Genomic DNA, 21,277 nt, shown 5'->3' with positions numbered 1-21,277 from the left:
ATTTCTTCTGAAATTTTTTATTCTGTCCGGATAGCTGTCAGTGATTTCAGGAGGCACCCACAGAACAGGACATCAGGAGCGGCAATACCAATTATTGTACCCAAAAAAATAGTGCTGTAAATCAGGCTTTTTGAGAGGTCAAGAAGATGTCAGGTTGTGGCAGAAGGAGAATTCCTGGGGATTTTTTCTACAGTCGGTCGCAGGAAAAGTGGAATTTCCTGATCTGAATTTAAAGGTGGAGAAGAGTTCTGAGATCATTTTTTTCAGGAGTAAGGTCCGGCTTCAGTTAATAATTAATAAAGGAGGCAGGTGGTTTGACCATTATTTTTTAAATTAATGGGAGATAGGATTTTAGCCCCTCACAAAGTGAACTGAAGTTAAATCTAAAATTAGTAAGAATGAAAAATTCAAAGTTAACCGGACTCTTAATGATCTTGTGCATGTTATTCGTGGCTGCCTTCGTTTCTTGTGATGATGAGGAAGAGGAGATCGACCTTACAGAAAATGAAATGCAAAAACAGGAAGTCTTCAATCAAATCCTCAATGATGAAGAACTTTTTACTGAATTCATGACCCGGGTGCGGGATAATGAGCAGATGCTGCGCAACATGTACACCCGGGAGCAGGTAGAGGCCATGATGATGGCAGATCCCGAAGTGATTGATGTAGTGCTGACAGACATCCACTCGATCATGATAGAAGACACGACGCTGCTTCGCAATCCAGAAAGGCGGGAACGAATGATGCAGAACATGACCACAATGATGGAACGGGATACTGCTATGTACCGGGAGATGCAACAGAGAATGCAGCAAAGGCAAGTGGAAAATGAGGAATAGAACCTGTACTCATTCCCTTAAAATGACAGGTTAGAAGGCTGTTTTTGAGCATGGAATCTAGAATCTAGAATCTAGAAACTAGACCTGGAACCTGGAACCTTGAATTCCCCGGATTACAAATCCGGGCATCTGATTTATTGAGCTATTAGCGGAAAACAAAGGCAACTGATGCGTCTCAAAAATGCCTTTTTTGAAAAGTCTTTTAAATTCTGAACCTTGAATCTGGAATCTTAAATCTTGAATCCTGAATCTTGAATCTTGAATCTTGAACTTTAAACCTTAAACCTTAAACCTTAAACTTTAGACCCTGAAGCTCTGTACAGCTGGTAAGAAACAGTACCCAGCCAGATGACAATAAGCGAACTTACCAGGCGTTCATAAGCCCCGTCAAAAGAATCGGGTATAAACGGCAAAAGCGGTGCGAATATCAGCCACAGGACTGCCACGCGGCGGGAGAACTTCTTGAGGAATGGCTTTATCTTTTGAAGCCCGGCACTTATGGTAAAAAGTAGTGCAGGGAACAGGAGGGCCAGGGTGTAAACCAGTTTGCGGTGAATGGTGAAACCGGGTCTTCCGGCGTACTGGTTATGTTCAGCGATAAGAATAATATCGACAGCTATGAGCAGGCAAATGCCGAGACTTATGAGCCATTTGGTGCCCTTCCTTTTCAGAAAATAAAGACCTGTGGCCAATCCTGCAAAGCCCACTGCAAGAAGGTCCAGCCCAAGATCCTGTATCCAGCCATATTTTCCAATGGCCAGCATGCTAATAGTATCGGCAATGGGATCATGTGCTTCGTGTAGAGCAATGCCAATGACATCGGTTGCTATAACAGCGAAACATCCAAAGATGCCAATTGCTCCGCTAATGCTGTACTGATACTTCATAATCAAAGGACTGTTTTAAAGTGCTGCAAATTAATTTCTGAAAGATTTTAATATAAAAAATTCTGTTGGATAAGGAGGCCTTAAAACAGCAGACTTGTACTGCTTGAATTTAAGTGCGAAAAGGCGTAACTTGAAGGTAAAAAATGGAGCTACACAAAAAAGAACTTGAGAACAGGAGTGCCAGGGAGGTTTTTGAAGATCACCTTGAACTGGCTCAGAAGGGAGAATTGGAAACCGATTTGGAGCGAAATTATTCTGGGGAAAGCGTGCTTTTAACCAATTACGGGGTTTTCCACGGAAGGGAAGGAATGAAAGAAGCAGCAAAACTTCTGAAGGATCAACTGCCCGGAGGTAACTACAACTATGAGCTCAAACTTTGCCATGACGAAATGTGTTTTCTGCATTGGACGGGAAAATCTGATGTTTCAGTCATCCCCGATGGGGCAGATTCCTATCTTATTAAGAATGGAAAAATAATGGTGCAGACCATTTACTATTCCGTACAAAAACTTCCCTGATTTCTTTGCAGCTAACATTCAGCAAATTTTGAATCTAGAATTTTCACTTATGAATATATTATACCTACACGGCCTTGACAGTAAACTTAGTCCCGAAAAGCGGGAAGTACTTGAAAACTATGGAAAAGTAATTTCGCCAGATCTTAATTATTACGAAAATCCCAATGCCATTGAAACTATTTTAGGGATGTATCCTGATGCAGAGATCGATGTCGTTATTGGCAGCAGCATGGGCGGATTTGCAGGATATCATGTTTCTAATGCACTAAACAAACCTGCGCTATTATTCAATCCGGCGCTTGTCAAAAGATCTGTAATTCAAAATATTCCGAAGATTGAAAAAACTAATACGCTCAAACAGATCGTCATAGGACAAACCGATGAAGTGGTTTCTCCGGCAGATACCCTGAATTTTCTTCCCCGGAATTTTAATCGCACTACGGACCTTCATCTCCACCTGGTGCCTGAAAACGGACATAATATCCCTGTGCCGTTGTTTAAAAGGGAGGTAAGATCCTTCTTTGAAAAACTTTAAAGTTGCACTTACCGGAGCAAGGAGCAGAATTGCGGTGGTTGCGGCAATAAAAATGTCATTTACTTCATTTCACCTTATACAAGGTCGTCACCAAAACTCCTTTATAACCGGGAGCCGGAACAGATAACAAAAGCTTTTCTTCTTTGACACCAAAATCGAATGGAGGTGCGGAAAGGTCTACGCCACTTCCCTTTTTTAGCCTGATGCCCTGCCCCGAGATGATATCTTTGTTGGGTTGAAATTCACCTTCCGGTAAATGCTCCGTCAGTATGATGTACTCGAACTGAGATAATTTTTCTACCACTTTGGAGATTTCAGCATTTGATAAATGCTGTAACACCTGTCTCAATATCGCGCAATCTCCCGAAGGCAGTTTCTCCCCGGCAATATCTAAAACCTGAAATTCGAGATGCTCTGCTGCGAAGGTATTTTGGTTATAGGTTATAAGTTCCGGGACAATATCAACTGCGATGTATTTTTTGCAGTACTTTACCAGTTCTTTTCCCACATTAAAATCTCCGCAGCCCAGGTCACACACTACCGGAGGGGTTTCGAAACCATTTAAAAATTCAGATACAGCAGCTACATATTGAGCGACTGTTTCAGGATGATGTGAGCCCAACCCGGAGTAGAAGCCGGTCTTACCACCCCACAAATTGTTCTCGTAGATCTGCTTCATGGCATCTTTGGTGGGCCATGGCTTCTTAATTTTTCTATTTTTCATTCCTATCACAAAACTCCGAAACAATAATCACAAACCATAAACAACAGGCAAATATTAAATTCTCAATTCAGAAATTAAAAGGCCAGATTCCCTCCTTTAAGGTACTATAAGTGCCAGGTTCTTCAGCAAACAACAAAAGGAGGTACAGATTCTGCCGAAGAAACTAAATATCCTTATTTTCAGGATCAAATTCTTTTCTGCATGAAAAAAGCGAAGAAGAAATACATTAAATATTTTCCTGTTCTGGGCTGCATTTCCACCGGTCTCATCTATACGGCCATAGGTGTCATCGCACTTCTTTCCCTGCTTAGGCTCAAGGACGGCGGCGCTTCCAAGAACAGCCTTCTTGCTTTTGTGCAGGATTGGCCCGGCGGCGAGATTATCATTTGGGCCATCCTGCTGGGCATGCTTTGTTATATCGTATGGCGCATCTATGAATCTTTTCGTGATCCCTATCATTATGGAAGTGGCTGGAAAGGACTTGCCCGGCGAACCGGTATCGGCCTTAGCTCCCTTGCCGATGCACTTATTGCCTATTCTGCCCTGGTAGTTTTACTCGGTTCTGCCAATTATTCTGAACACGGCGATCCGGAGCAAAAGAGAGAAATGACGGCTAATATGCTGGACTACGGCTGGGGCAAGTGGCTTGTGGTGGGTCTGGGCATATTGATAGCTGTAACTGCCGCAGTGCAGTTGTTCTACGGCATTACCCGGGGCTACCGGGAGCGTCTTGATATTGTAAAGTTCAGCGGGAAGAAAAAGACGGCCATCTTTTTCCTGGGGTTTACCGGTTACGTAGCCCGAGGGGTGATTTTGGGTATCATCGGCTTCTTTTTCATCAAGTCGGGCGTCTTGAGGAATTCTGAATATGTAGTCAATACCGATAAAGCTTTCAATTTTATTGGCGATCATGTTGGTAAGATCCCCTTTGCAATAGTCGCCGTCGGAATCATTTGTTACGGACTGTTCATGTTTGCCTTAGGGATTACTTACGACCTGGATAATGATCCTTCAGATCCAAATTATCATCCGCAGAAGGGTTGATGTTTGCTTACCTGAAATCAGGTTTAGGCTTCAGCGGAAGGAAAGATTGAATAAACGGCGTTATAGACTTAAAGTTTTATAATTTTTTGTAATAAAAGACAGTGAATTTTATCGTTGTAACTATAATTCAGCTCTGAAGAAGCGTAATGGAAGTGCAGCTTTGTACATTATTCCCAAACGTACTTCTCATGATATTCAACCTTGTATTTTTCCAAATAATCCAGGTATTCTTTCTTAAAGTTTTTCTTTTGATGATGTTCATGCTGATTTGCGATGTAAGCAATGACTCTATCAACTTCAGAAGGTTTTACTGAAAATGCTCCATATCCGTCCTGCCAGTAAAAGCGGGAATATTCCACTCCTTTGGTTTTGATCCATTTTGAGGAGTGTGATTTTAATTCTTCCATTAGTTTCATTAAGGCTACTTTTTTGGAAAGCATACAGAGAATATGCACATGGTCGGTGTAGCCACCAACTTTAAGTACATGACATTCCAGGCTATTGCAAATCCCTCCGAGGTAGCTGTGCAGTTCCTGTTCCACTGGAGGTAGGATTAGTGGTGCCCTGTGTTTAGTACTAAAAATTAAATGAACATAATTTTTTACAAGAGATTGGCCCATAGCTGTTGATATTACGCCCTTCCAGGGCTTCCCTAAGATACGCTTTATTATCGGATGGGCTACACCCATCCTTACATATCTCGCCCCTTCAGGGCTCTTTCTGGGATACGCTTTATTATCGGATGGGCTGCACCCATCCTTACGGTATCTCGCCCTTTCAGGGCTCTTTCTGGGATACTCCTAATTCTGAGGCGCTGCACCCATCCTTACGGTATCTCGCCCTTTCAGGGCTCTTTCTGAGATACTCCTAATTCTGATGGGTTGCACCCATTCTTACGTATCTCGCCCCTTCAGGGTCTCTCTGGGATACGATTAATTCGGATGGGCCGCACCCATTCTTACGTATCTCGCCCCTTCAGGGCTCTTCCGGGGGTTACTCCTAATTCTGATGGGCTGCACCCATTCTTACGTATCTCGCCCCTTCAGGGCTCTTCCGGGGGTTTCTCCTAATTCTGATGGGCTGCACCCATCCTTACGGTATCTCGCCCCTTCAGGGCTCTTGCTGGGACATTCCTAATTCTGAGGCGCCGTACCCATCCTTACGTATCTCGCCCCTTCAGGGCTCTCCCTGAGATACTCCTAATTCTGAGACGGTACACATATTCTCACGTATCTCGCCCCTGCAGGGCTATGACGGGACGCGATAGTTAGCCCTGCAAGGGCGCAATAGTTAGCCCTGGAAGGGCGCAATAGTTTCTTCCGGCCTCCATTGGCTAATTCTGTACTACGCCTCTGCCTGCTCAATTCCTTCCTTCAGTGAATTATATAATTCCGAGATTGGTACATTGCCATGTAACTCCTTTTTCACCGCCAGGTTAATGGCGGTGCAGACGGGTTTTTTTTGGTTGATCGGATTGAAGATATTTTTCACCAAGTTCTGTACTATATGCCCCAGTTCCTGGATGGGCCGTTTAATTGCCAATTTTAATTGGGGGAAAACAATTATAGAACGCCTTTAATGATTACCCTAAAATCTGTTTTTGTTTGGAATAAAAAGCATCAGCCTGCAGCTGCATAAGTTCGCGCGCCCTTTTTCGTTTGTAGTCGTAGAGTTCCTGTTCTTCGGCAATGTCTGCATACACCTTGTTGTTCACTTCTGTATCTGTCTGTAGGATAAGTTCCCGCTGCCGGAGTTGCTGTGTAACCCAGGTTTGCAGCGCACTTTCCTCTTCTTCCAGCTTCAGGTCATAAGCACCTTTTGGTGATAGCAACTTGGCGAAAATAGGGGAGGTCTCAATGGCCAAAAACAGGAACATGATAAAAAGAGAAGGCAGGAGCGGCAGTTTGTTCAATGCGTTGATACGCGCCATGAGTCCGTCGAAACCGTCAATTACCGGTTGCGACTGACTTACCCTTGCCTGATATTCCTGGTTGAAGGAAGCAATTTTCTCTTCCGCAGCTGCTATTTTTTCAGCATTCGTATCTTTTAATTCCTGAAGAGCAAGCAATTCTGCATCATGTTTTTCCCTTTTTTCGGCATAGACCGGGCCTTTACCTAATCTTTTGGTGCCCGCGGTACCTTCGGCTTCTGCGATATAGGTGTCGTAGAGGGCATTGACTTCAGCTTCCTTTGTTGTCACTTCCTCCTTGAGAGTAGCTATTTCCGAATTAATGGAGGCTATTTGGGGATCAAACTGAGTGGCGATCTGTTCCCGGTTTGCCAGGGTCATATCATTTTTTTCTTCCAGTAGAACCCGGTTGATCTCTTTTTCAAAAATTTTTATCTCCAGGGGCTTAGCAATTACTACAGCGATGATCACTGCAAGAATTATTCGCGGCGTGGCCTGCAGTAATTCACTTCTAAAGTTGTTCTTTTTTTTAATGGTGGAGACGATGAACCGGTCCAGATTAAAAATCAGGAGGCCCCAGATCAAACCGAATATAATCGAGGTAAGGTAACTGTCAAATACAGTGTACAGTGCATAAGAAGCAGCAATGAATGCCATGACGGCCGTAAAGAATACCGTGGCGCCAATGCCGGCATATTTGGTCTGTTCGCCGGGAGAACAGGAGTCAAGGATCTTGGTATCTGCCCCGGAGCAGAAAATAAAGAATCGTTTTAGCATGAGATGATTTGATTGATTGATGAAACTTTATAACGTTTATTCTCAAATTTTCTTACAAAAAACACTTCCTAATTTCAGGTTTTTTGAAAATTTATTATTCAAACATAAATTCTCCGGGAGTAAATGCTCCTTTGCTAGCCGAAGTCGGCGGTAAGTTCAATACCTCCTGCTGTTCATCCATACTTTCGAAGTTTGTATGAACAAAGCTCTCACCATTCCTCCGCTCCACTTTATTCTGTGGAAACCAGCGTGATCATCTGTGGGGCCATTATAAGCGCAATTCGAAACTGTTACCATGCCTTATTTAAAGAAGGAGATCCATGACTCCGCCACACTTGGCTTTGAAGGAAATAAGGATCCTGTCTTCAGGCTTTCAGGTTCTGCGAAAATCAGCGTGATCAGCGGGAAATAACGACCAAAGGTGGAGATTCTACTCTCCACTCCGTTAACCAACTCCGTAATTCAACTCCGTAATTGAAATCCAACTTCGTACTTCTAACTTCGTACTTCTAATTTCGTACTTCTAACTTCAAAACCTTATTCCTATTCCTAAATTCAGATTAGAAGTATATTCCTCAGTGTTCAGCGGGGTCTTACTATCAAAGTAATAGTTGTAAAGTGTAAAGACACTCAGCCATTTGGAAAGCGGAAGGTTAAGGCGGAACTGCTCCAGGATCCTGTAGTCGCCGAGGTCCCTGTATAGCGGCTGATAATATACGGTGTTGGTAACAGAAAATTTGTTTGATTCGGCTGTATAAGATAAGGTGAGATAAGTGCTGTTGCGATGGTGGTAATTTGTAGTTCCTGCGCGGTCGCTGTATTCCACCTCATACATATAACTATTCCCGGCATAGCCGCTGAAGCGTTCTTTATCCACCCATTTCACACGCAGGCCCGCGCCAAGCAGATTGCGTTGTTCTACAATGAGAAGCTGGTTGTACTGCCCCTGAACAAAACTTTCCAGCCTTAGTAGCTCGCTCACCTTATAGTTGAACCTGCCGTGAAGAAACCAGGCGTTCTCCAGATTCTTTTCTCCGGAATCTATGAGTTTATAATTGCCCAGGAAAAAATAGATCTTCCGGAGATCTTTTGATTTGAGCTGAGTAGTAAGTGCGGCATCCACCTGATTCACCTGGCTCCCGTCATTATTGGTATGGCTAAAGGAGAAATCTGCATTTAAAGCAAACCTTACAGAATCCGTCTGCATGCGTTTGGATTCTATATTCACCAGTTGCGCTGAAAGTAGGGTGGGAAAGAGGAGGATCGTTAGTAGAAGTAGTGTTCTGGACATGTATATCCAAAATTAGAAAAAAGTATCTAATCTTTAAGGATTAAGGATTAAGGATTAAGTAATAAGGCGGAAAAATGAATGGAGGGTATAAAACGAAAGCGATCTATCCAAAAAGTCTTGGCTCTTGAATCTTGTTTCCTGGCTCTTTTTTTCTCATCAATTCAGCCCCGGAGATATGATTCCGCTAGTAAGGCATTTTGCAACTAGTTCGGTAGTGTTGGTGCAGTCGCTTTTTTTGAGGATATTCTTTCGGTGGGTTTTAATGGTGTGAGGAGAGAGGTTAAGTTCCTCTGCGATCTGTTCCGCATTCAGGCCCTTGGAAAATTTATTGATGATCTGTTTTTCCCGTTCGGTCAATAAGGCTGCGAGATCATGCGAAGAGGCGTCGCTACCATCAGTGAGAAATTCTCCTTTGGAAATGTCGACGTTGTAATAACTTTTTCCGCCGTTCATGTGAATAAAAGAAACAGTATTTGTGCTGCTCACCTTGAGGTGAGAAACATCTGTATGTAAACAGAACACGTGCTCGGGCGAACCGTTCTCCAGAATACTTAGCGGAAAAGCCTGGTACAGCATGGTTCTTATTTCCCCGTCTGCATCTTTCATGCGATAGGAGAAGACATTCTTATAGTGCAAAGCATCTTCCTTTTTTACAAAAGAAGTATAGAAATGACTGTTTACCCTGCTTTTTAAGCTAAGACTTTGGATTTCTTCAGGAACCACTGCCTTCAAAAGGTCCTGCAGCTCAAGATTTTCGGGACCCTTGCCTACAAATTCCACCACCTTTTCAGAAACGTATTCCAGGCTAAAGCTATGGAGATTCACAATGTAGAAATAAGAGTTACCGGGCGCGAAAAGGGCAGCGAACCTTTTAAAGTCTTCTGAAACTTCAAAAGGCCGGTATTCCTTAATCTGCCGGGAATACATTTCCCTCCAGTTATTGGAAATTTCCTTGAGATCCTCTCGCATAAAGTCGCCACTTTGGGAGGTGGAAGATAAGCATAATTCAGATTCTGAAAAATTTGAGGCTCGTGATGGGCTAAAAAGAAAAAACCTCCGGGAATCATTCCTGAAGGCTTTTTCGTCAACTATTCACATGAATCGGAAGTTATTATCTGGAACGGTTTACCCCAACCCTAAAAAAAGTCTACCCCTAACAGAGACTTCAATGGCTCCAGAACCACCGGTTAAGTTCATGAATATGACTCCGCTAAAATAGCAATGCTTCGTCATCATTGAAATACCCTTAAAAGGGTATTTTGAGTCAGGATCTTTTGGTAAGGTGGGAGGTACTGTCTTGTCAGACCGAGTGAAATTCAAGACCTGTTCTCAATACATTTTTCGCAATGCTACCGCATTGAGAAGAACACCTGCCTGCCGGCAGGCAGGCTTGAACTGACGGTTTTGAAATTTGTATCGAGAACAGGGTGGAAAAAGGTATTAAGAACGACAAAGGGAATGATCAAATGAAATCTACTTCGAAAATTTCTTCTTTGCGAGATTAGGCAGCTCATTAAACTCTCCGGCAATAAGAGCTTGCTTTTTTGCACGTGACCAGTTTTTCAATTGTTTTTCTGTGGCTATGGCGTAATTTATATCTGTAAACTCCGTATAATACATGAGTTCAACTGGTAGTCTTTTGGAGGTGTAGCTGTCAGGGTACTTTGAAGATTGATGTTCTAGCAGTCGCTTATGGAGATTTGATGTGACGCCGGTATAGAAGGTGTTGTCTGAACATTTCAAAATATAAACGTAGCTGACTTTCATTTAATTAATATACTGGTTTTTTCTACATCTGTGGTGCCTCTGTTCTCGATACATTTTTTCCTTCCGCTATAGCTCCAGAAAAAACACTCGAACTGACGGCTTTTTATATCCTTCGTCAGTTCGAGTGAATTCCATTGACCGGAGGGAGAGGGAATTTGTAACGAGAACGGCGAAGGGAACGGGTTCTCGATAAATTTTAATCAAGAACAGGGGAGGAGTGCCGGGGATGCCTTTGTTCTCGATACATTTTTTCCTTTCGCTATCGCTCCAGAAAAAACACTAGAACTGACGGCCCACTGTATTCTTCGTCAGTTCGAGTGGATTCTATTGACCGGAGGGAGAGGGAATTTGTATCGAGAACGACGAGCGCAACTGTTTCCTGGAATTGTTTAACAAAACTTTATACCCTGCTTAAAAACCGGCGTACGCTGTATCTCGTAAGTATTAGAAAGAGCCTGGAAAAAGAGAGGGAACATGAAGCGCATCTTCGGTTGCTCTTACCGGGACTCAAAAGTATAAACCTAAAACAACAGATTATGGATTTATTAGTAACGCCATTAATGATCGGCACTCCGCAAATTATTCTTATTGTCATTGTAGTTCTTCTTCTCTTCGGTGGAAAAAAGTTACCGGAATTAATGAAAGGGTTGGGTAGTGGTATAAAGGAATTTAAAAATGCCTCTGCTAACGACCATGTAGAGGAAAAGCAGGAAAAAAATATTTCTGAATAAACCTTACCCTCACTTTTAACTGACATTATATTATGGGAAGAAATATCGAGATCACCCGGGAACTATCGTTTTTAGATCATTTGGAGGAATTGCGCTGGCATTTGATAAGGGCCACCTTAGCTGTTGTCATAGCGGGATCTCTCGCCTTCTTAGCCAAGGGATTCATTTTTGATGTGCTTCTGTTCGGGCCCAGTCATGTCGATTTCTTCACCTATGAGATTTTGTGCAGGGTTAGTACCGCATTTGGTTTTGAAGGTGGATTTTGCTTTGAGGGACAAATGCCCTTCAGCATTCAATCCAGAACTATGGGAGGGCAATTTTCAGCCCATTTGTGGACCTCGGTCACGGCCGGTTTTATTATAGCTTTCCCTTATATCATCTATGAATTCTGGAAATTTGTTTCGCCTGCCATGCATGGTCACGAAAAAAAATCGGCACGTGGGGTTATACTTATCTCATCACTCCTCTTTTTTCTTGGGGTACTCTTCGGATATTATGTGGTAAGTCCGCTTTCGATCAATTTCCTGGGGCGGTACCAGGTGAGCGGACAGGTGCTTAACGAATTTGATATCGACAGCTATATAGGGCTCATAAGATCTTCTGTACTGGCCAGCGGACTCATCTTTGAATTGCCAATCGTCATTTATTTCCTCTCGAAGATAGGCCTGGTTACTCCTAAAAGCTTGAAAAAGTACCGGAAATTTGCACTTGTAGGAGTGCTCATTCTTTCAGCCATTATTACCCCTCCAGATATTTTGAGTCAGATCCTGGTGGCTATCCCTGTTCTTGTGCTTTATGAAATAAGCATCCTCATTTCAGGATTTGTTCTGAGAAAAGAAAGAACTGAATGAGATAATAGGGAAATTCTGAAGTAGAAAAAAGGAGGCAGCAATAACTGCTAAAAGTTTCAGAAGCTCTCGCCTTTTCTCCGGACTATAAACTGTCAAAAATGCTTTTTTCGGAACCGGCTGCCTAAGCATTTCTTTCAGGATTTTACAATCATTAAAAATTAATGCACTATGAATTGGATAACAACACTACCAATGTTCATCAGTTTTACAGAAACCGCTTTTATAGCTTTTATTCTGGTGATGCTGTTTGGAGCCGACAAGATACCCGAGATAGCTAAAGGACTCGGAAAAGGACTTCGCGGTATAAGGTCTGCTACAGATGAAATTAAACAGGAGGTTGTAAAAAGCGTATCCGGTCCTGGTACAGATATAAAGGAGCTTAGCAATGACTTCAAAACTAAAGGGAATCATATTAAAAAGGAACTGGAGGAATTCTCCGGTCCCGTCAAAAGAAGATCTTAAAGGCTTCATTTAAATGGAGCTTGTCGTGATTGGCTGCCATTGGTGAAAAAGGATTTCCGGTCTGTCAAGTACCACAACCAATTCATCCATAGCCGATCTACTTTTTTTAACACAACTTTAAAATTCAGCCTAAAACCGCACGGAATTTAACTCCGTAAGTATTTATATAACTAAACATTTTATTATGAAAAAACCAATTGTAAAAGTGCAGGCTGTAGAAGATGCACAAGTTGATTTCACCAATTCAAGAAGGAACTTTCTTAAGATAGGAAGCCTGGCAGTTGTAGGTTCGGGTTTATTAATGGCCTGTAGCAGCGATGACGACATGATGAATACTCCAATGAAACCGGGGCCGGTCTTTGACCTGGGTAGCGGCGACCTTGGAATACTTAATTATGCCTATGCCCTGGAACAACTGGAGGCCGCTTTTTATACAAATGTCCTGGATGGATCCTATTGGGCCGGAGCCAGTGCCGAAGAACGTCTTATCCTGGAAGATTTGTACAAACATGAGGTGATACACCGGGATTTCTTCAAAGCTGCATTAATGGCAGCAGCCAATGGAAATGCAGATGTGGTCTTACCCGATCTCGAATTTGATTTTTCCTCGGTAGATTTTAGCAGTAGGGACTCGGTGCTGGGTACGGCGAGAGTGCTGGAGGACACGGGAGTAGCTGCATATAATGGAGCGGGTAAACTCATTCAAACTCCCGACTACCTGGTGATTGCGGGAAAAATAGTCTCGGTTGAAGCCCGACATGCTGCAGCAATTCGTTCCATTTACCTGGAAGATCCGAAAGCTTTTGCAGGTGATGATGTTGTGGACGGGAATGGTCTGGACCTGGCTCTTGCTCCACCTGCTGTACTAAGTGCCGTAAAAGACACCGGCTTTATTACCACCGAGTTTACCGCAAATCAATTGCCTACCAGTTAATAACCACTTTAAAATTAGTATTATGAACATATTAAACTTTTTAGAAGAATTTACTTCCGACAACCTTGTAAACAAGACATCATCAAGAAAAGATGCCTTTAAGACCTTTGGCTCCCTTGGCAAAAAAGCTCTATTAGCTTCCATTCCCTTTGGACTGGCCACTTCCCCTAAAGTGTATGCTTTTCAGGATCAAAATACCGCTACGAATGCACTTCAGCTTGCACTTACCCTCGAATATCTTGAAGCTGAATTCTATATGAGAGCTTTAGAATCTGGTGTCCTTCCCGGTGGAGGTCGCGCCGAAGCAGTGTATCAGCAAATCTCGAAGCATGAAAATGCGCACGTGGAATTTCTAAGATCGGGATTAGGGGATAACAGCGTGGAATCTCCTCAATTTGATTTTACAGCAGGTGGTGCCTTTGATCCTTTCAACGAGAATGGAGTAGGCCAGGAAGTTGCCTATGCGCAGTTGCTTGCACTTGCTCAGGCTTTTGAAGACACAGGAGTGAGAGCCTATAAAGGCCAGGCCGGTAATTTGATGGGAACAGACTTTCTTACTCCTGCACTTCAAATCCATTCGGTAGAGGCGAGACATGCTTCAGAAATTAGAAGGTTAAGAGCCGAAGTAATGGGTTATGATCTCGACCAGAATGCTCTGGGATGGATCACTCTTGACAACAGGGGGCCGGGAATGCCTGAAGTTACTGATGCAGTGTATGCCGGGGAGGAACAAATCACCCAGGCCGGTGTAAATCTTGTAGATGCCACAGCCTTTGATGCGGTTGCTGTTAGCCAGGCTTATGATGAGCCTATGAGTGGTGAAACAGCTACAGAAATAGCTGGACTTTTTATTGTTCAGTAATAGATCAACCTCATATTTTCCCATCATCGTCCCGGCCCAGTTCGGGACGATTTTTTTTAAGGAGTACATGAACTAAAATACCTATCTTTAGCCTTCAGCTAAAAATTATATGCAGCAGGATTTTCTGATATCTCAGCTCCAGGAGGGCAACGAAAAAGCTTTTGAGAGAATTTATCAACTCTATTCAAAAAGCATTTTTGGAGTAATTTTCACTATTCTTAGGGATGAAGCTTTAGCTGAAGAAATACTTCAGGATGTTTTTCTGAAAGTCTGGGAAAAAGCGCCACTTTATGAACCCTCTAAAGGAAGGTTTTTTACCTGGATCCTGAATATAGCCCGAAATGCTTCCATAGACCATTTACGGTCAAGGACCTACAAAGACCAAAAAAAGAATGTTGAGGATGAAACCTTTGTGGATGCAATCGAAAGTCGGGAGAACTTTGAAGGCAGCGCAGAAGCTCATGGCCTCGAAAAATATATAAAACTTCTTGAGCCGCTCTGTAAAAATATAATTGACATGTTGTTTTTTAAGGGCTATACACAGAAGGAAAGCGCAAAGGTACTGGATATACCCCTTGGAACCCTGAAGACCCGTAATAGAATGTGCATTAAAAAATTAAGAGCTTCTTTAAAATGATGGAGAATATTGAGGAGTATTTGGAATCCGGAATTTTAGAACTGTATGTGTACGGGGCACTCCCCGAAGCTCAACAGGAAGAGGTGACGCGGCTTATAAAAAAACATCCGGAATTGAGGCAGGAAGTGGAGCAAATTGAAGATGCGTTGCGGGAGCTTTCGCGTGCTGCGGCTCCATTTGACCCACAGGTTTTACCGCTATCTTTAAAAAAGAAGATAGGACACAAACCAGAGAAAAAAACCAGTAAATACCGCCACTACACTGCCCTGGCTGGATGGGCTGCCAGTATTCTTTTATTGATCGGGATTTTTGCTTTATATGACGCCAACAGGGAACTGAATGAAAGACTAACAACCCTGGAATTAGAACAGGCCGAACTGGAAAGTCAAATAGTAGAGGCGAGGGAGAATGCAGAGAAGACCGAACAACTATTACAAGTCTTACGTGCCCGTGATATTGAAAAAGTGCCTTTGGAGGGACAGGAATTTGCTCCTGCAGCCTATGCAACCGCCTACTGGAACAAAGCACGGAATCAAACTTTTATAGATGCACAAGAGCTTCCTGCCCCGCCACAGGGGATGGTATACCAGGTTTGGTCGCTGGAACTGGACCCCCTTACTCCCAGAAGTATAGGTCTTCTTGAAGATTTCGAAGAAAACAATAGCAGGATCTTTGTTGTTGAAAACAGCTATGATTCTGAAGCCTTTGGAATAACCCTGGAACCGGCAGGAGGAAGTGAATTTCCAACGCTTGAAAAGCTAATGGTCCTCGGAAAAGTTTCCGCCACCTAATTAAGCTGATGCTTTGGCATACGGATTTCCTACTTAAGAGCTGCAAAAAATCATTCGATGTCCGTAATTCGTTTAGAAACCAGGATCAAAGCAAAGCAGCAGATCGTCTTTGATCTCTCCAGGAGTATAGACTTCCAGTCGGAGGTGAACAGATCTTCCGACGAAAGAGCGGTTGCAGGAAGAACGACGGGTTTAATAGGCCCGGGTGAGACTGTTACCTGGCGGGGGAGACATCTTGGGATTGTGCAGAGTCTTTCTACAAAAGTTACGGAGTTCGATCCCCCACATTTCTTTGCAGATGAAATGCAGAAGGGAGCTTTCAAAAGTTTTCGGCATGAACATTATTTCATCTCCACAGGAGAGGGAACGCTAATGAGGGACGTCTTTTCTTTTCGGACTCCATTAGGCGTTTTGGGCCGCCTTGTCAATTTTCTGTTCCTTAAAGCTTACATGACCAATTTTCTTAAGAACCGCAACAGGATCCTTAAAGAGTATGCTGAAAGTGGGAAGTGGAAGGAGATCTTGAAACTCCATCAGTGAAGGTAGTCTGAGCTGTGGTAGAAAATATTCCACTGGAGGGCGGTCTTTAAACCGGAAAATTTTTCAAAACAAACAAACTGTCGTAATGGAGACGCGGTTGCGGGCTCTCACCGACGGGGGGGCTTTATAACAACATTAGGAAAGCTTTAAAGGAATTTTTTTGCCTAAGCTCCATTTAATTCTGAAATTAAAGAAAAAAGATTATGAAGAAAGAAATGCGAGTTGCCAAATATGACGAGTTTAGCGGGCCCAAGGCGGTTAAGGTTGGAAAAATGGAGGTGCCCGATTTAAAGGAAGGAGAAATTCTGGTAAGAATTGAGGCTGCGGGAGTGAATCCTGTGGATGCTGTAATAACCAAAGGTTATTATAAGGATATGATGCCGCATTCCTTCCCCATCATTCCCGGATGGGATTTTGCCGGAGTTATAGAAGATCGGGGACATGCTGCCCGTCGTTTTGAGGTGGGAGAGGAAGTCTTTGCCTATGCGAGAAGACCCGAAGTAAAATGGGGCACCTTTGCCGAATATATTGTTATTCCGGAAAGTTATGTGGCAAGACGTCCCGAAAACATTTCGATGGAAGCCGTTTCTGCCATTCCGCTGGCAGGGCTTACCGCCTACCAATCCCTTTACCAGTACGGCAATCTTTCCGCAGGACAAAAGCTCCTCATCCTCGGGGCTTCAGGCGGGGTAGGTAGTTTTGGTATCCAGTTGGCAAAGGCAAAAGGTGCAGAAGTCATTGGGGTAGCCAGTAAAAAGAACCATGATTATATGAAGTCTTTGGGTGCAGATCATACCGTCGACTACAATGGCGGGGATGTAGGTGAAGCAGTGAAGGAGATATATCCGGAAGGGGTTGATCTTATCTTTGACTGTACAAGTGGAGAGACCCTGCAACAAAGTCTCAAATGTCTTAAAGATTCAGGTAAACTGGTGTCAATTCTAAACCAGGGAAATGAATTAGATCCAAAAATTGATTTTCAGTTCGTATTTGTGGAACCCAATGCTCTTCAGTTGAACCACCTGCGACAATTGGTGGAAGAGGGTAAAGTTAAAGTGCAGGTAAGTAAAACTTATAAGCTGGAAGAAGCTGTTGATGCTTTGGAACAGATCGCATCGCGGCATACAACAGGAAAAATTGTAATAAAACCCTAGATCGGAATTACTGCAAATAAAACATATTGAGACAAAATAATTGAGTTATCCGTGCTGGAGGATTAAAGCCTCCGGCTATTTTTCAGGCTGAAGAACAGGAGGAATTTTTTACCTTCCTGAACTCTTTTTTGGTTAATTAACCAGTAAACTCATAGACAAATACCGGGTCATATTCGCGGGATTTGAATATACCTGAACCTATTACATTAATGATTAAGTTTTAATAAAGAAGCCCCCATTCCTGATGGAAAGGGGGCTATCTTCTATGATTATTATTCCCTTCAAGAGAGGCCTTTTTCTCCTACAAACGGGCATTAAAGAATAGTAGTTATAGAAGATATCTCCGGCTTTAGTAACTGCTCATTTCGGGATTCAGTTTATATATGTAAGCCCATCTCTCCTCCAGAGTATCAAACCATACATCCCATAATTCCTGCGCTTTTTCTTCTCCCACGGCATCTGTATAGATCTTTGCGGGACTATCTCTTTTAATGTCAATGTCGGCATAACCCTTATATGGTTCCACCACCATGAAATTGGGAGTATCGGGTGCGCCAAGTTGAAAGTTATACCAGAGCCCACGAGGTGATCCCTCTTTATCCTTAATAGCATTGGTAACCTCCCGAATTACCTCTTTAAAGGTATGTTCCTTGCGTACGTTGTAATAGGTCACCCAGATATACTTTGTATCCTCCGGCGTGCTTCTGCTTACTTCCGGCATCGTGCTGGCTACTCTGGAATTTACTTTTTCAATGTGAGGCAGGATATGATTCAATAACGCTATGTAACATTCATTATCTACATCTTTTTTGTTCTCCATTTCACCCCAGGTGGAAATTGTGCCGGCCATGATATATACCTGACCTTCTCCCTGTTGCCTGCTCCACATGCTCCATTTCTCCTCTCCATTATTCTTGAGGTAACATTCTTTCCACTTTTTCACACCTTCTATAAACTGAGAGTTATGTCCTTGTTTGACAGTAATTTCAGTAGTTGTTAAGATCTCACTCGCACCAGCTCCATTTTGTGCTGAAAGCACTCCTGTTCCCAAAATCGCGACCACCAGGGTGGCAATAATAATTCTCATCGTTCTCATAACATCATATTTTAAAATTACATTACTAAGTAACAGATAAGCCAATGTTATTGAAAGTGGTATAGGACGAAAGCACCAAACTCTTGTCCGAAGAAGAGAATTTTATTAACCAGGGAATCAAATGGTCTGTAGTCTCTTAAGCAGTTCCTCCTTAAGAGATTTACTTACGGGTATAGCTTTCCTGCCAATCACTAAATGACCAATAGCTACTTCTTTTACCTGTGAGATATTAACGATATAGGAACGGTGGACTCTCAAGAAGTGCTTCGAAGGAAGTCTTTTATCCATTTCTTTTAAGGTCATGACTACTAAGTATTCTTTGCTGTTGGAAAAGATACGGCAGTAATTGCGTTCGGCTTCAATGTAAAGGATATCCTCTATGTTCACTTTTACCATGGAGTTCAAATGCTTCACAAAGATGCAATCGCTTAGGATAAAGGTCTCGTCTTTTTGAGGTGTGCCATTTGTCTTCTCAGTATTCTTAGAGTTTATTTGACTTATAGTCAACTCAATTGCCCGTTGCAGGTCTAATTTCTTAAAGGGTTTGGAGATAAAACCATAGGGATGGGTGTCTTTGGCCCTGTTGAAGTGAGCGTCATCAATATTGGCGGTGAGATAGATCAACGGGATATTCTGCATCTTCTGCATTTCAAGGGCAGTTTCTATCCCATCCAGGTCTCCTTTTAGATTGATGTCGAGCAGAATGATATCAGGAGGGTTGTCTTTTACGTGCATCAAAGCTTCCTCTCCCCGGGGAACAATGCCTGTGACTTCGTATCCCAGAGAGGTGAGCTGCAGGGAGATATTAGCGGCTATGACCATTTCATCTTCCACGACCAATATTTTGATCTTTTCGCTCATCTATGCGCTTTTTTGAATGGCAAAATCGAATTCCACATGAGTTCCCGTTTCACTGTGCTCCCTCATCTTCCCGTTGAGCTGCCGGGTGAGCAATTGTATCAACTGGGAACCGAAACCTGTACCTTTCGGCGCAACTCCCGCAGTTTTCCCAATTCCGTTATCTCTTACCTCCAGTTTTAGATTCTGCTCCGTGTTTTTTTCCAGGCTAAGTTTGATGACTCCCGGGTTATCCTTAGGAAAGGCATATTTTAGGGCATTCGTAAGCAGCTCATTCACAATCAAACCTATGGGCACGGCTGTGTCCACGTCCAGTACCAGGTTATCCATGGCGCACTCTATCTTCACACGGTCTTCGGCATTGAAGGTGTCAAGTATGCCTTCGCTAAGGTTGATGAAATAATCTTTCATCTCAATGCTGCCCAAATTTTTGCCCTGGTATAACTTCTGATGGATGATCCCCATGCTCTGCACCCTGTTCTGACTCGCGATCATAGCGTCTCTTGTCGCGGGATCTTCAATTTGAGCCGACTGCAGGGCGATAAGGCTTTTTACCATTTCCAGGTTGTTCTTTACCCGGTGATGTATCTCCTTGAGCAGGAGTTCGTTTTCCGCATTTTTGGCACGTATGATTCTGGTGGCTTTTTTGTTCCTGTAGAAGAAGAATAGCAGAAATAGCAAAAACAGCAACAGGAGCGAAGCAATGACGATAATTAGGGTCTGGGTTTTATTTTTCTGCTGAAGTAAGGCAGCCTGGGAAGCCAGGGCCTCATCCTTTTTTTCGGTCTCGTATTTTATAGCCATTTCAGATTCTATACTGCTTATCTTATCCTGAAGCATCTTTTCTGAATTGGCGTGCGCCTTTTCCTTATATAGCAGAGCATTCCTGAAATCCCCCAGTTGGGAATAAGTTTCTGACAGGTCCAGGTATGGCTGAATAAGGCCTACCTGACCCTTATCTTCATAGGAATCCACACCGGCCAAAAGATGATCCAGAGCCTGCTCATATTCTTCCTTTAAGAGGTAAATATGCCCAATCTCAGTTCGATAGGTCGCGCAGCGTTCCTCCCCAATGTGCTCTATGCAAAGGTTCCAGGCAGCCAGGTAATCCTGAAGGGCCTTGTCATAATCACCGGCCTTGATGTATACATCCCCGCGATAAGAATAGGCCCTTACGGGTACAAAGATCTCTTCCGGCACTTTAGTGCGCACGATCTCAAGGCACCTTTCTGTTGCCTCATAGGCCTTTTCATATTCTCCCAGTTCCCCATATCCAATGATAAGGTTGAACTGGGCGATAGCCAGGGCACTATAGTCTTCTGACTTTTCCAAAAGCGGGAGCGCCTGAAGAGTATATTCTATAGACTTCTCAAAATCTCCTGTCACCCTGAATTTCACCCCCAGGGTTCTGTAGGCACTTCCAAGTCCGGCTTCGTCACCGAGCTCTTCGTAAAGCTCAATGGCCTTAAAAAGCACCTGCTGGACTTTCTCCATTTCCCCCGTGTTGAGGTAATCTATGGCAAGGGACCTGTAGGAATCGGCGATCTTCTCCTTATCATTGATCTTTAAGTAATAATCCAGGGCTTTTTCTGCGTGATACACCACAGAGTCTGGCGGAAACCTGCCGTTATAGGAATGCCAACTTGCTAAAGATTCATGGATCTGCGCAACTGTACTATCAGGTGCTGTTTTGTTACCGCGTTTCAGAGTTCTAAGGGCAATGTCGTGGAATTGATCTAGGTTTTCTGCTGAAGTTTCATTGGCGCGCATCCATACAAGAGTGGCATCTACAGATGCATCGGGACCGGGTACCTTTACCTGTGCAAAGCTGAAGCCGGTCCATATATACAGAAGCAAAAACGTGCAGATCATTCTATCCATCACTCTTATTAAACCGGGGGGGAGAAATTTTGATCCTGTAAGATACGATAAACTCCAGTAATTATCCCTTTTCATTTAGTGTAAGGGTCTGAAATACAAATGTTCTAACAAGTGTATTCCAAATTTTTTAGTATGGAAACCCTTTACGTTGCTGACGATTTAAAATAAAATCCCTTATAGTAATAAAAC

At 43.1% G+C, this 21,277-nt stretch carries 23 protein-coding genes; 13 read left to right on the top strand and 10 right to left on the bottom strand.

Features of this window, described 5'->3' with window-relative positions:
- Positions 1-398: 398 nt before the first annotated feature.
- The gene (locus VR862_RS10885; RefSeq protein WP_324720998.1) at positions 399-839 is read left to right on the top strand and encodes a hypothetical protein; all 441 of its coding nucleotides are present in this window, start codon (positions 399-401) and stop codon (positions 837-839) included.
- 293 nt (positions 840-1,132) lie between these two features.
- Here the strand turns inward: VR862_RS10885 and VR862_RS10880 are convergent, their stop codons facing one another.
- Positions 1,133-1,726 carry a DUF998 domain-containing protein gene (locus tag VR862_RS10880; protein WP_324720997.1) on the bottom strand — a complete coding sequence of 198 codons (594 nt, stop codon included), beginning with the start codon at positions 1,724-1,726 and terminating at the stop codon, positions 1,133-1,135.
- 143 nt (positions 1,727-1,869) lie between these two features.
- On the opposite strand from VR862_RS10880, the gene VR862_RS10875 reads away from it, so the two are divergent.
- Both VR862_RS10875 and VR862_RS10870 read left to right on the top strand, forming a co-directional pair.
- Positions 1,870-2,244, top strand: a complete 375-nt coding sequence (locus VR862_RS10875; protein ID WP_324720996.1) for a nuclear transport factor 2 family protein — start codon at positions 1,870-1,872, stop codon at positions 2,242-2,244.
- Between the two features lie 49 nt (positions 2,245-2,293).
- Positions 2,294-2,779, top strand: a complete 486-nt coding sequence (locus VR862_RS10870; protein ID WP_324720995.1) for a YqiA/YcfP family alpha/beta fold hydrolase — start codon at positions 2,294-2,296, stop codon at positions 2,777-2,779.
- A gap of 64 nt (positions 2,780-2,843) precedes the next feature.
- On the opposite strand, the gene VR862_RS10865 is transcribed toward VR862_RS10870, so the two are convergent.
- Positions 2,844-3,503: a methyltransferase domain-containing protein gene (locus tag VR862_RS10865; protein WP_324720994.1), complete on the bottom strand. Its 660-nt coding sequence runs from the start codon at positions 3,501-3,503 to the stop codon at positions 2,844-2,846.
- 201 nt (positions 3,504-3,704) lie between these two features.
- On the opposite strand from VR862_RS10865, the gene VR862_RS10860 reads away from it, so the two are divergent.
- A complete protein-coding gene (locus tag VR862_RS10860; RefSeq protein ID WP_324720993.1) occupies positions 3,705-4,547 on the top strand; it encodes a DUF1206 domain-containing protein in 843 nt (280 codons plus the stop codon).
- 167 nt (positions 4,548-4,714) lie between these two features.
- Here VR862_RS10860 and tnpA read toward each other — a convergent pair whose 3' ends face one another.
- From tnpA to VR862_RS10835, 5 genes are all read right to left on the bottom strand, one after another.
- Complete coding sequence (gene tnpA, locus VR862_RS10855; RefSeq protein ID WP_324720992.1) at positions 4,715-5,167, bottom strand: IS200/IS605 family transposase; 453 nt, start codon at positions 5,165-5,167, stop codon at positions 4,715-4,717.
- 962 nt (positions 5,168-6,129) lie between these two features.
- Positions 6,130-7,233, bottom strand: coding sequence for a DUF4407 domain-containing protein (locus VR862_RS10850; RefSeq protein WP_324720991.1), 1,104 nt, complete (start codon positions 7,231-7,233; stop codon positions 6,130-6,132).
- Positions 7,234-7,762: 529 nt separating this feature from the next.
- Positions 7,763-8,524 carry a DUF481 domain-containing protein gene (locus VR862_RS10845; protein WP_324720990.1) on the bottom strand — a complete coding sequence of 254 codons (762 nt, stop codon included), beginning with the start codon at positions 8,522-8,524 and terminating at the stop codon, positions 7,763-7,765.
- 156 nt (positions 8,525-8,680) lie between these two features.
- Positions 8,681-9,493, bottom strand: a complete 813-nt coding sequence (locus VR862_RS10840; protein WP_324720989.1) for a LuxR C-terminal-related transcriptional regulator — start codon at positions 9,491-9,493, stop codon at positions 8,681-8,683.
- 504 nt (positions 9,494-9,997) lie between these two features.
- Entirely contained in the window at positions 9,998-10,291 is a 294-nt protein-coding gene (locus tag VR862_RS10835) for a GIY-YIG nuclease family protein (RefSeq protein WP_324720988.1), read from the bottom strand.
- A 536-nt stretch (positions 10,292-10,827) separates the two neighbouring features.
- Between VR862_RS10835 and tatA the strand changes: the two genes are divergently transcribed.
- From tatA to VR862_RS10790, 9 genes are all read left to right on the top strand, one after another.
- A complete protein-coding gene (gene tatA, locus VR862_RS10830) occupies positions 10,828-11,022 on the top strand; it encodes a twin-arginine translocase TatA/TatE family subunit (RefSeq protein WP_324720987.1) in 195 nt (64 codons plus the stop codon).
- Positions 11,023-11,054: 32 nt separating this feature from the next.
- Complete coding sequence (tatC, locus tag VR862_RS10825; RefSeq protein ID WP_324720986.1) at positions 11,055-11,873, top strand: twin-arginine translocase subunit TatC; 819 nt, start codon at positions 11,055-11,057, stop codon at positions 11,871-11,873.
- Between the two features lie 168 nt (positions 11,874-12,041).
- Complete coding sequence (locus VR862_RS10820) at positions 12,042-12,335, top strand: Sec-independent protein translocase subunit TatA/TatB (RefSeq protein ID WP_324720985.1); 294 nt, start codon at positions 12,042-12,044, stop codon at positions 12,333-12,335.
- Positions 12,336-12,519: 184 nt separating this feature from the next.
- Positions 12,520-13,269: a ferritin-like domain-containing protein gene (locus VR862_RS10815; RefSeq protein WP_324720984.1), complete on the top strand. Its 750-nt coding sequence runs from the start codon at positions 12,520-12,522 to the stop codon at positions 13,267-13,269.
- A gap of 22 nt (positions 13,270-13,291) precedes the next feature.
- On the top strand, positions 13,292-14,131 hold the full coding sequence (locus tag VR862_RS10810; protein WP_324720983.1) for a ferritin-like domain-containing protein: 840 nt from the start codon (positions 13,292-13,294) through the stop codon (positions 14,129-14,131).
- A 109-nt stretch (positions 14,132-14,240) separates the two neighbouring features.
- Positions 14,241-14,768: an RNA polymerase sigma factor gene (locus VR862_RS10805; protein WP_324720982.1), complete on the top strand. Its 528-nt coding sequence runs from the start codon at positions 14,241-14,243 to the stop codon at positions 14,766-14,768.
- On the top strand, positions 14,765-15,559 hold the full coding sequence (locus VR862_RS10800) for an anti-sigma factor (RefSeq protein WP_324720981.1): 795 nt from the start codon (positions 14,765-14,767) through the stop codon (positions 15,557-15,559). The genes VR862_RS10805 and VR862_RS10800 overlap by 4 nt, the downstream gene beginning before the upstream one ends.
- 57 nt (positions 15,560-15,616) lie before the next feature.
- Positions 15,617-16,099: an SRPBCC family protein gene (locus tag VR862_RS10795; RefSeq protein ID WP_324720980.1), complete on the top strand. Its 483-nt coding sequence runs from the start codon at positions 15,617-15,619 to the stop codon at positions 16,097-16,099.
- Between the two features lie 203 nt (positions 16,100-16,302).
- Positions 16,303-17,253 (top strand): NADP-dependent oxidoreductase, encoded by a 951-nt coding sequence (locus VR862_RS10790; protein ID WP_324720979.1) that lies wholly within the window; start codon positions 16,303-16,305, stop codon positions 17,251-17,253.
- Between the two features lie 349 nt (positions 17,254-17,602).
- Here the strand turns inward: VR862_RS10790 and VR862_RS10785 are convergent, their stop codons facing one another.
- The 3 genes from VR862_RS10785 to VR862_RS10775 form a co-directional block, all read right to left on the bottom strand.
- Positions 17,603-18,349: a hypothetical protein gene (locus VR862_RS10785; RefSeq protein ID WP_324720978.1), complete on the bottom strand. Its 747-nt coding sequence runs from the start codon at positions 18,347-18,349 to the stop codon at positions 17,603-17,605.
- Between the two features lie 117 nt (positions 18,350-18,466).
- Positions 18,467-19,210, bottom strand: a complete 744-nt coding sequence (locus VR862_RS10780) for a LytR/AlgR family response regulator transcription factor (protein WP_324720977.1) — start codon at positions 19,208-19,210, stop codon at positions 18,467-18,469.
- The gene (locus VR862_RS10775; protein WP_324720976.1) at positions 19,211-21,163 is read right to left on the bottom strand and encodes a sensor histidine kinase; all 1,953 of its coding nucleotides are present in this window, start codon (positions 21,161-21,163) and stop codon (positions 19,211-19,213) included.
- Between the last annotated feature and the right edge of the window lie 114 nt (positions 21,164-21,277).

This window comes from Salinimicrobium aquimaris, from assembly GCF_035607535.1.
GTDB lineage: Bacteria > Bacteroidota > Bacteroidia > Flavobacteriales > Flavobacteriaceae > Salinimicrobium.
Note: the sequence above shows the minus strand (reverse complement) of the source record. Positions and strands in the feature narration are given on the sequence as shown.

Excerpts from the sequence above, each read along its gene's own strand:
- VR862_RS10800 (WP_324720981.1), top strand. The coding sequence starts at position 14,765 with ATGATGGAGAATATTGAGGAGTATTTGGAATCCGGAATTTTAGAACTG.
- VR862_RS10880 (WP_324720997.1), bottom strand. The coding sequence starts at position 1,726 with ATGAAGTATCAGTACAGCATTAGCGGAGCAATTGGCATCTTTGGATGT.
- VR862_RS10820 (WP_324720985.1), top strand. The coding sequence starts at position 12,042 with ATGAATTGGATAACAACACTACCAATGTTCATCAGTTTTACAGAAACC.
- VR862_RS10790 (WP_324720979.1), top strand. The coding sequence starts at position 16,303 with ATGAAGAAAGAAATGCGAGTTGCCAAATATGACGAGTTTAGCGGGCCC.
- VR862_RS10780 (WP_324720977.1), bottom strand. The coding sequence starts at position 19,210 with ATGAGCGAAAAGATCAAAATATTGGTCGTGGAAGATGAAATGGTCATA.
- VR862_RS10840 (WP_324720989.1), bottom strand. The coding sequence starts at position 9,493 with ATGCGAGAGGATCTCAAGGAAATTTCCAATAACTGGAGGGAAATGTAT.
- VR862_RS10805 (WP_324720982.1), top strand. The coding sequence starts at position 14,241 with ATGCAGCAGGATTTTCTGATATCTCAGCTCCAGGAGGGCAACGAAAAA.
- VR862_RS10885 (WP_324720998.1), top strand. The coding sequence starts at position 399 with ATGAAAAATTCAAAGTTAACCGGACTCTTAATGATCTTGTGCATGTTA.
- VR862_RS10875 (WP_324720996.1), top strand. The coding sequence starts at position 1,870 with ATGGAGCTACACAAAAAAGAACTTGAGAACAGGAGTGCCAGGGAGGTT.
- tnpA (WP_324720992.1), bottom strand. The coding sequence starts at position 5,167 with ATGGGCCAATCTCTTGTAAAAAATTATGTTCATTTAATTTTTAGTACT.
- VR862_RS10845 (WP_324720990.1), bottom strand. The coding sequence starts at position 8,524 with ATGTCCAGAACACTACTTCTACTAACGATCCTCCTCTTTCCCACCCTA.
- VR862_RS10870 (WP_324720995.1), top strand. The coding sequence starts at position 2,294 with ATGAATATATTATACCTACACGGCCTTGACAGTAAACTTAGTCCCGAA.
- VR862_RS10850 (WP_324720991.1), bottom strand. The coding sequence starts at position 7,233 with ATGCTAAAACGATTCTTTATTTTCTGCTCCGGGGCAGATACCAAGATC.
- VR862_RS10860 (WP_324720993.1), top strand. The coding sequence starts at position 3,705 with ATGAAAAAAGCGAAGAAGAAATACATTAAATATTTTCCTGTTCTGGGC.
- VR862_RS10795 (WP_324720980.1), top strand. The coding sequence starts at position 15,617 with ATGTCCGTAATTCGTTTAGAAACCAGGATCAAAGCAAAGCAGCAGATC.
- tatC (WP_324720986.1), top strand. The coding sequence starts at position 11,055 with ATGGGAAGAAATATCGAGATCACCCGGGAACTATCGTTTTTAGATCAT.
- VR862_RS10785 (WP_324720978.1), bottom strand. The coding sequence starts at position 18,349 with ATGAGAACGATGAGAATTATTATTGCCACCCTGGTGGTCGCGATTTTG.
- tatA (WP_324720987.1), top strand. The coding sequence starts at position 10,828 with ATGGATTTATTAGTAACGCCATTAATGATCGGCACTCCGCAAATTATT.
- VR862_RS10865 (WP_324720994.1), bottom strand. The coding sequence starts at position 3,503 with ATGAAAAATAGAAAAATTAAGAAGCCATGGCCCACCAAAGATGCCATG.
- VR862_RS10835 (WP_324720988.1), bottom strand. The coding sequence starts at position 10,291 with ATGAAAGTCAGCTACGTTTATATTTTGAAATGTTCAGACAACACCTTC.
- VR862_RS10810 (WP_324720983.1), top strand. The coding sequence starts at position 13,292 with ATGAACATATTAAACTTTTTAGAAGAATTTACTTCCGACAACCTTGTA.
- VR862_RS10815 (WP_324720984.1), top strand. The coding sequence starts at position 12,520 with ATGAAAAAACCAATTGTAAAAGTGCAGGCTGTAGAAGATGCACAAGTT.
- VR862_RS10775 (WP_324720976.1), bottom strand. The coding sequence starts at position 21,163 with ATGAAAAGGGATAATTACTGGAGTTTATCGTATCTTACAGGATCAAAA.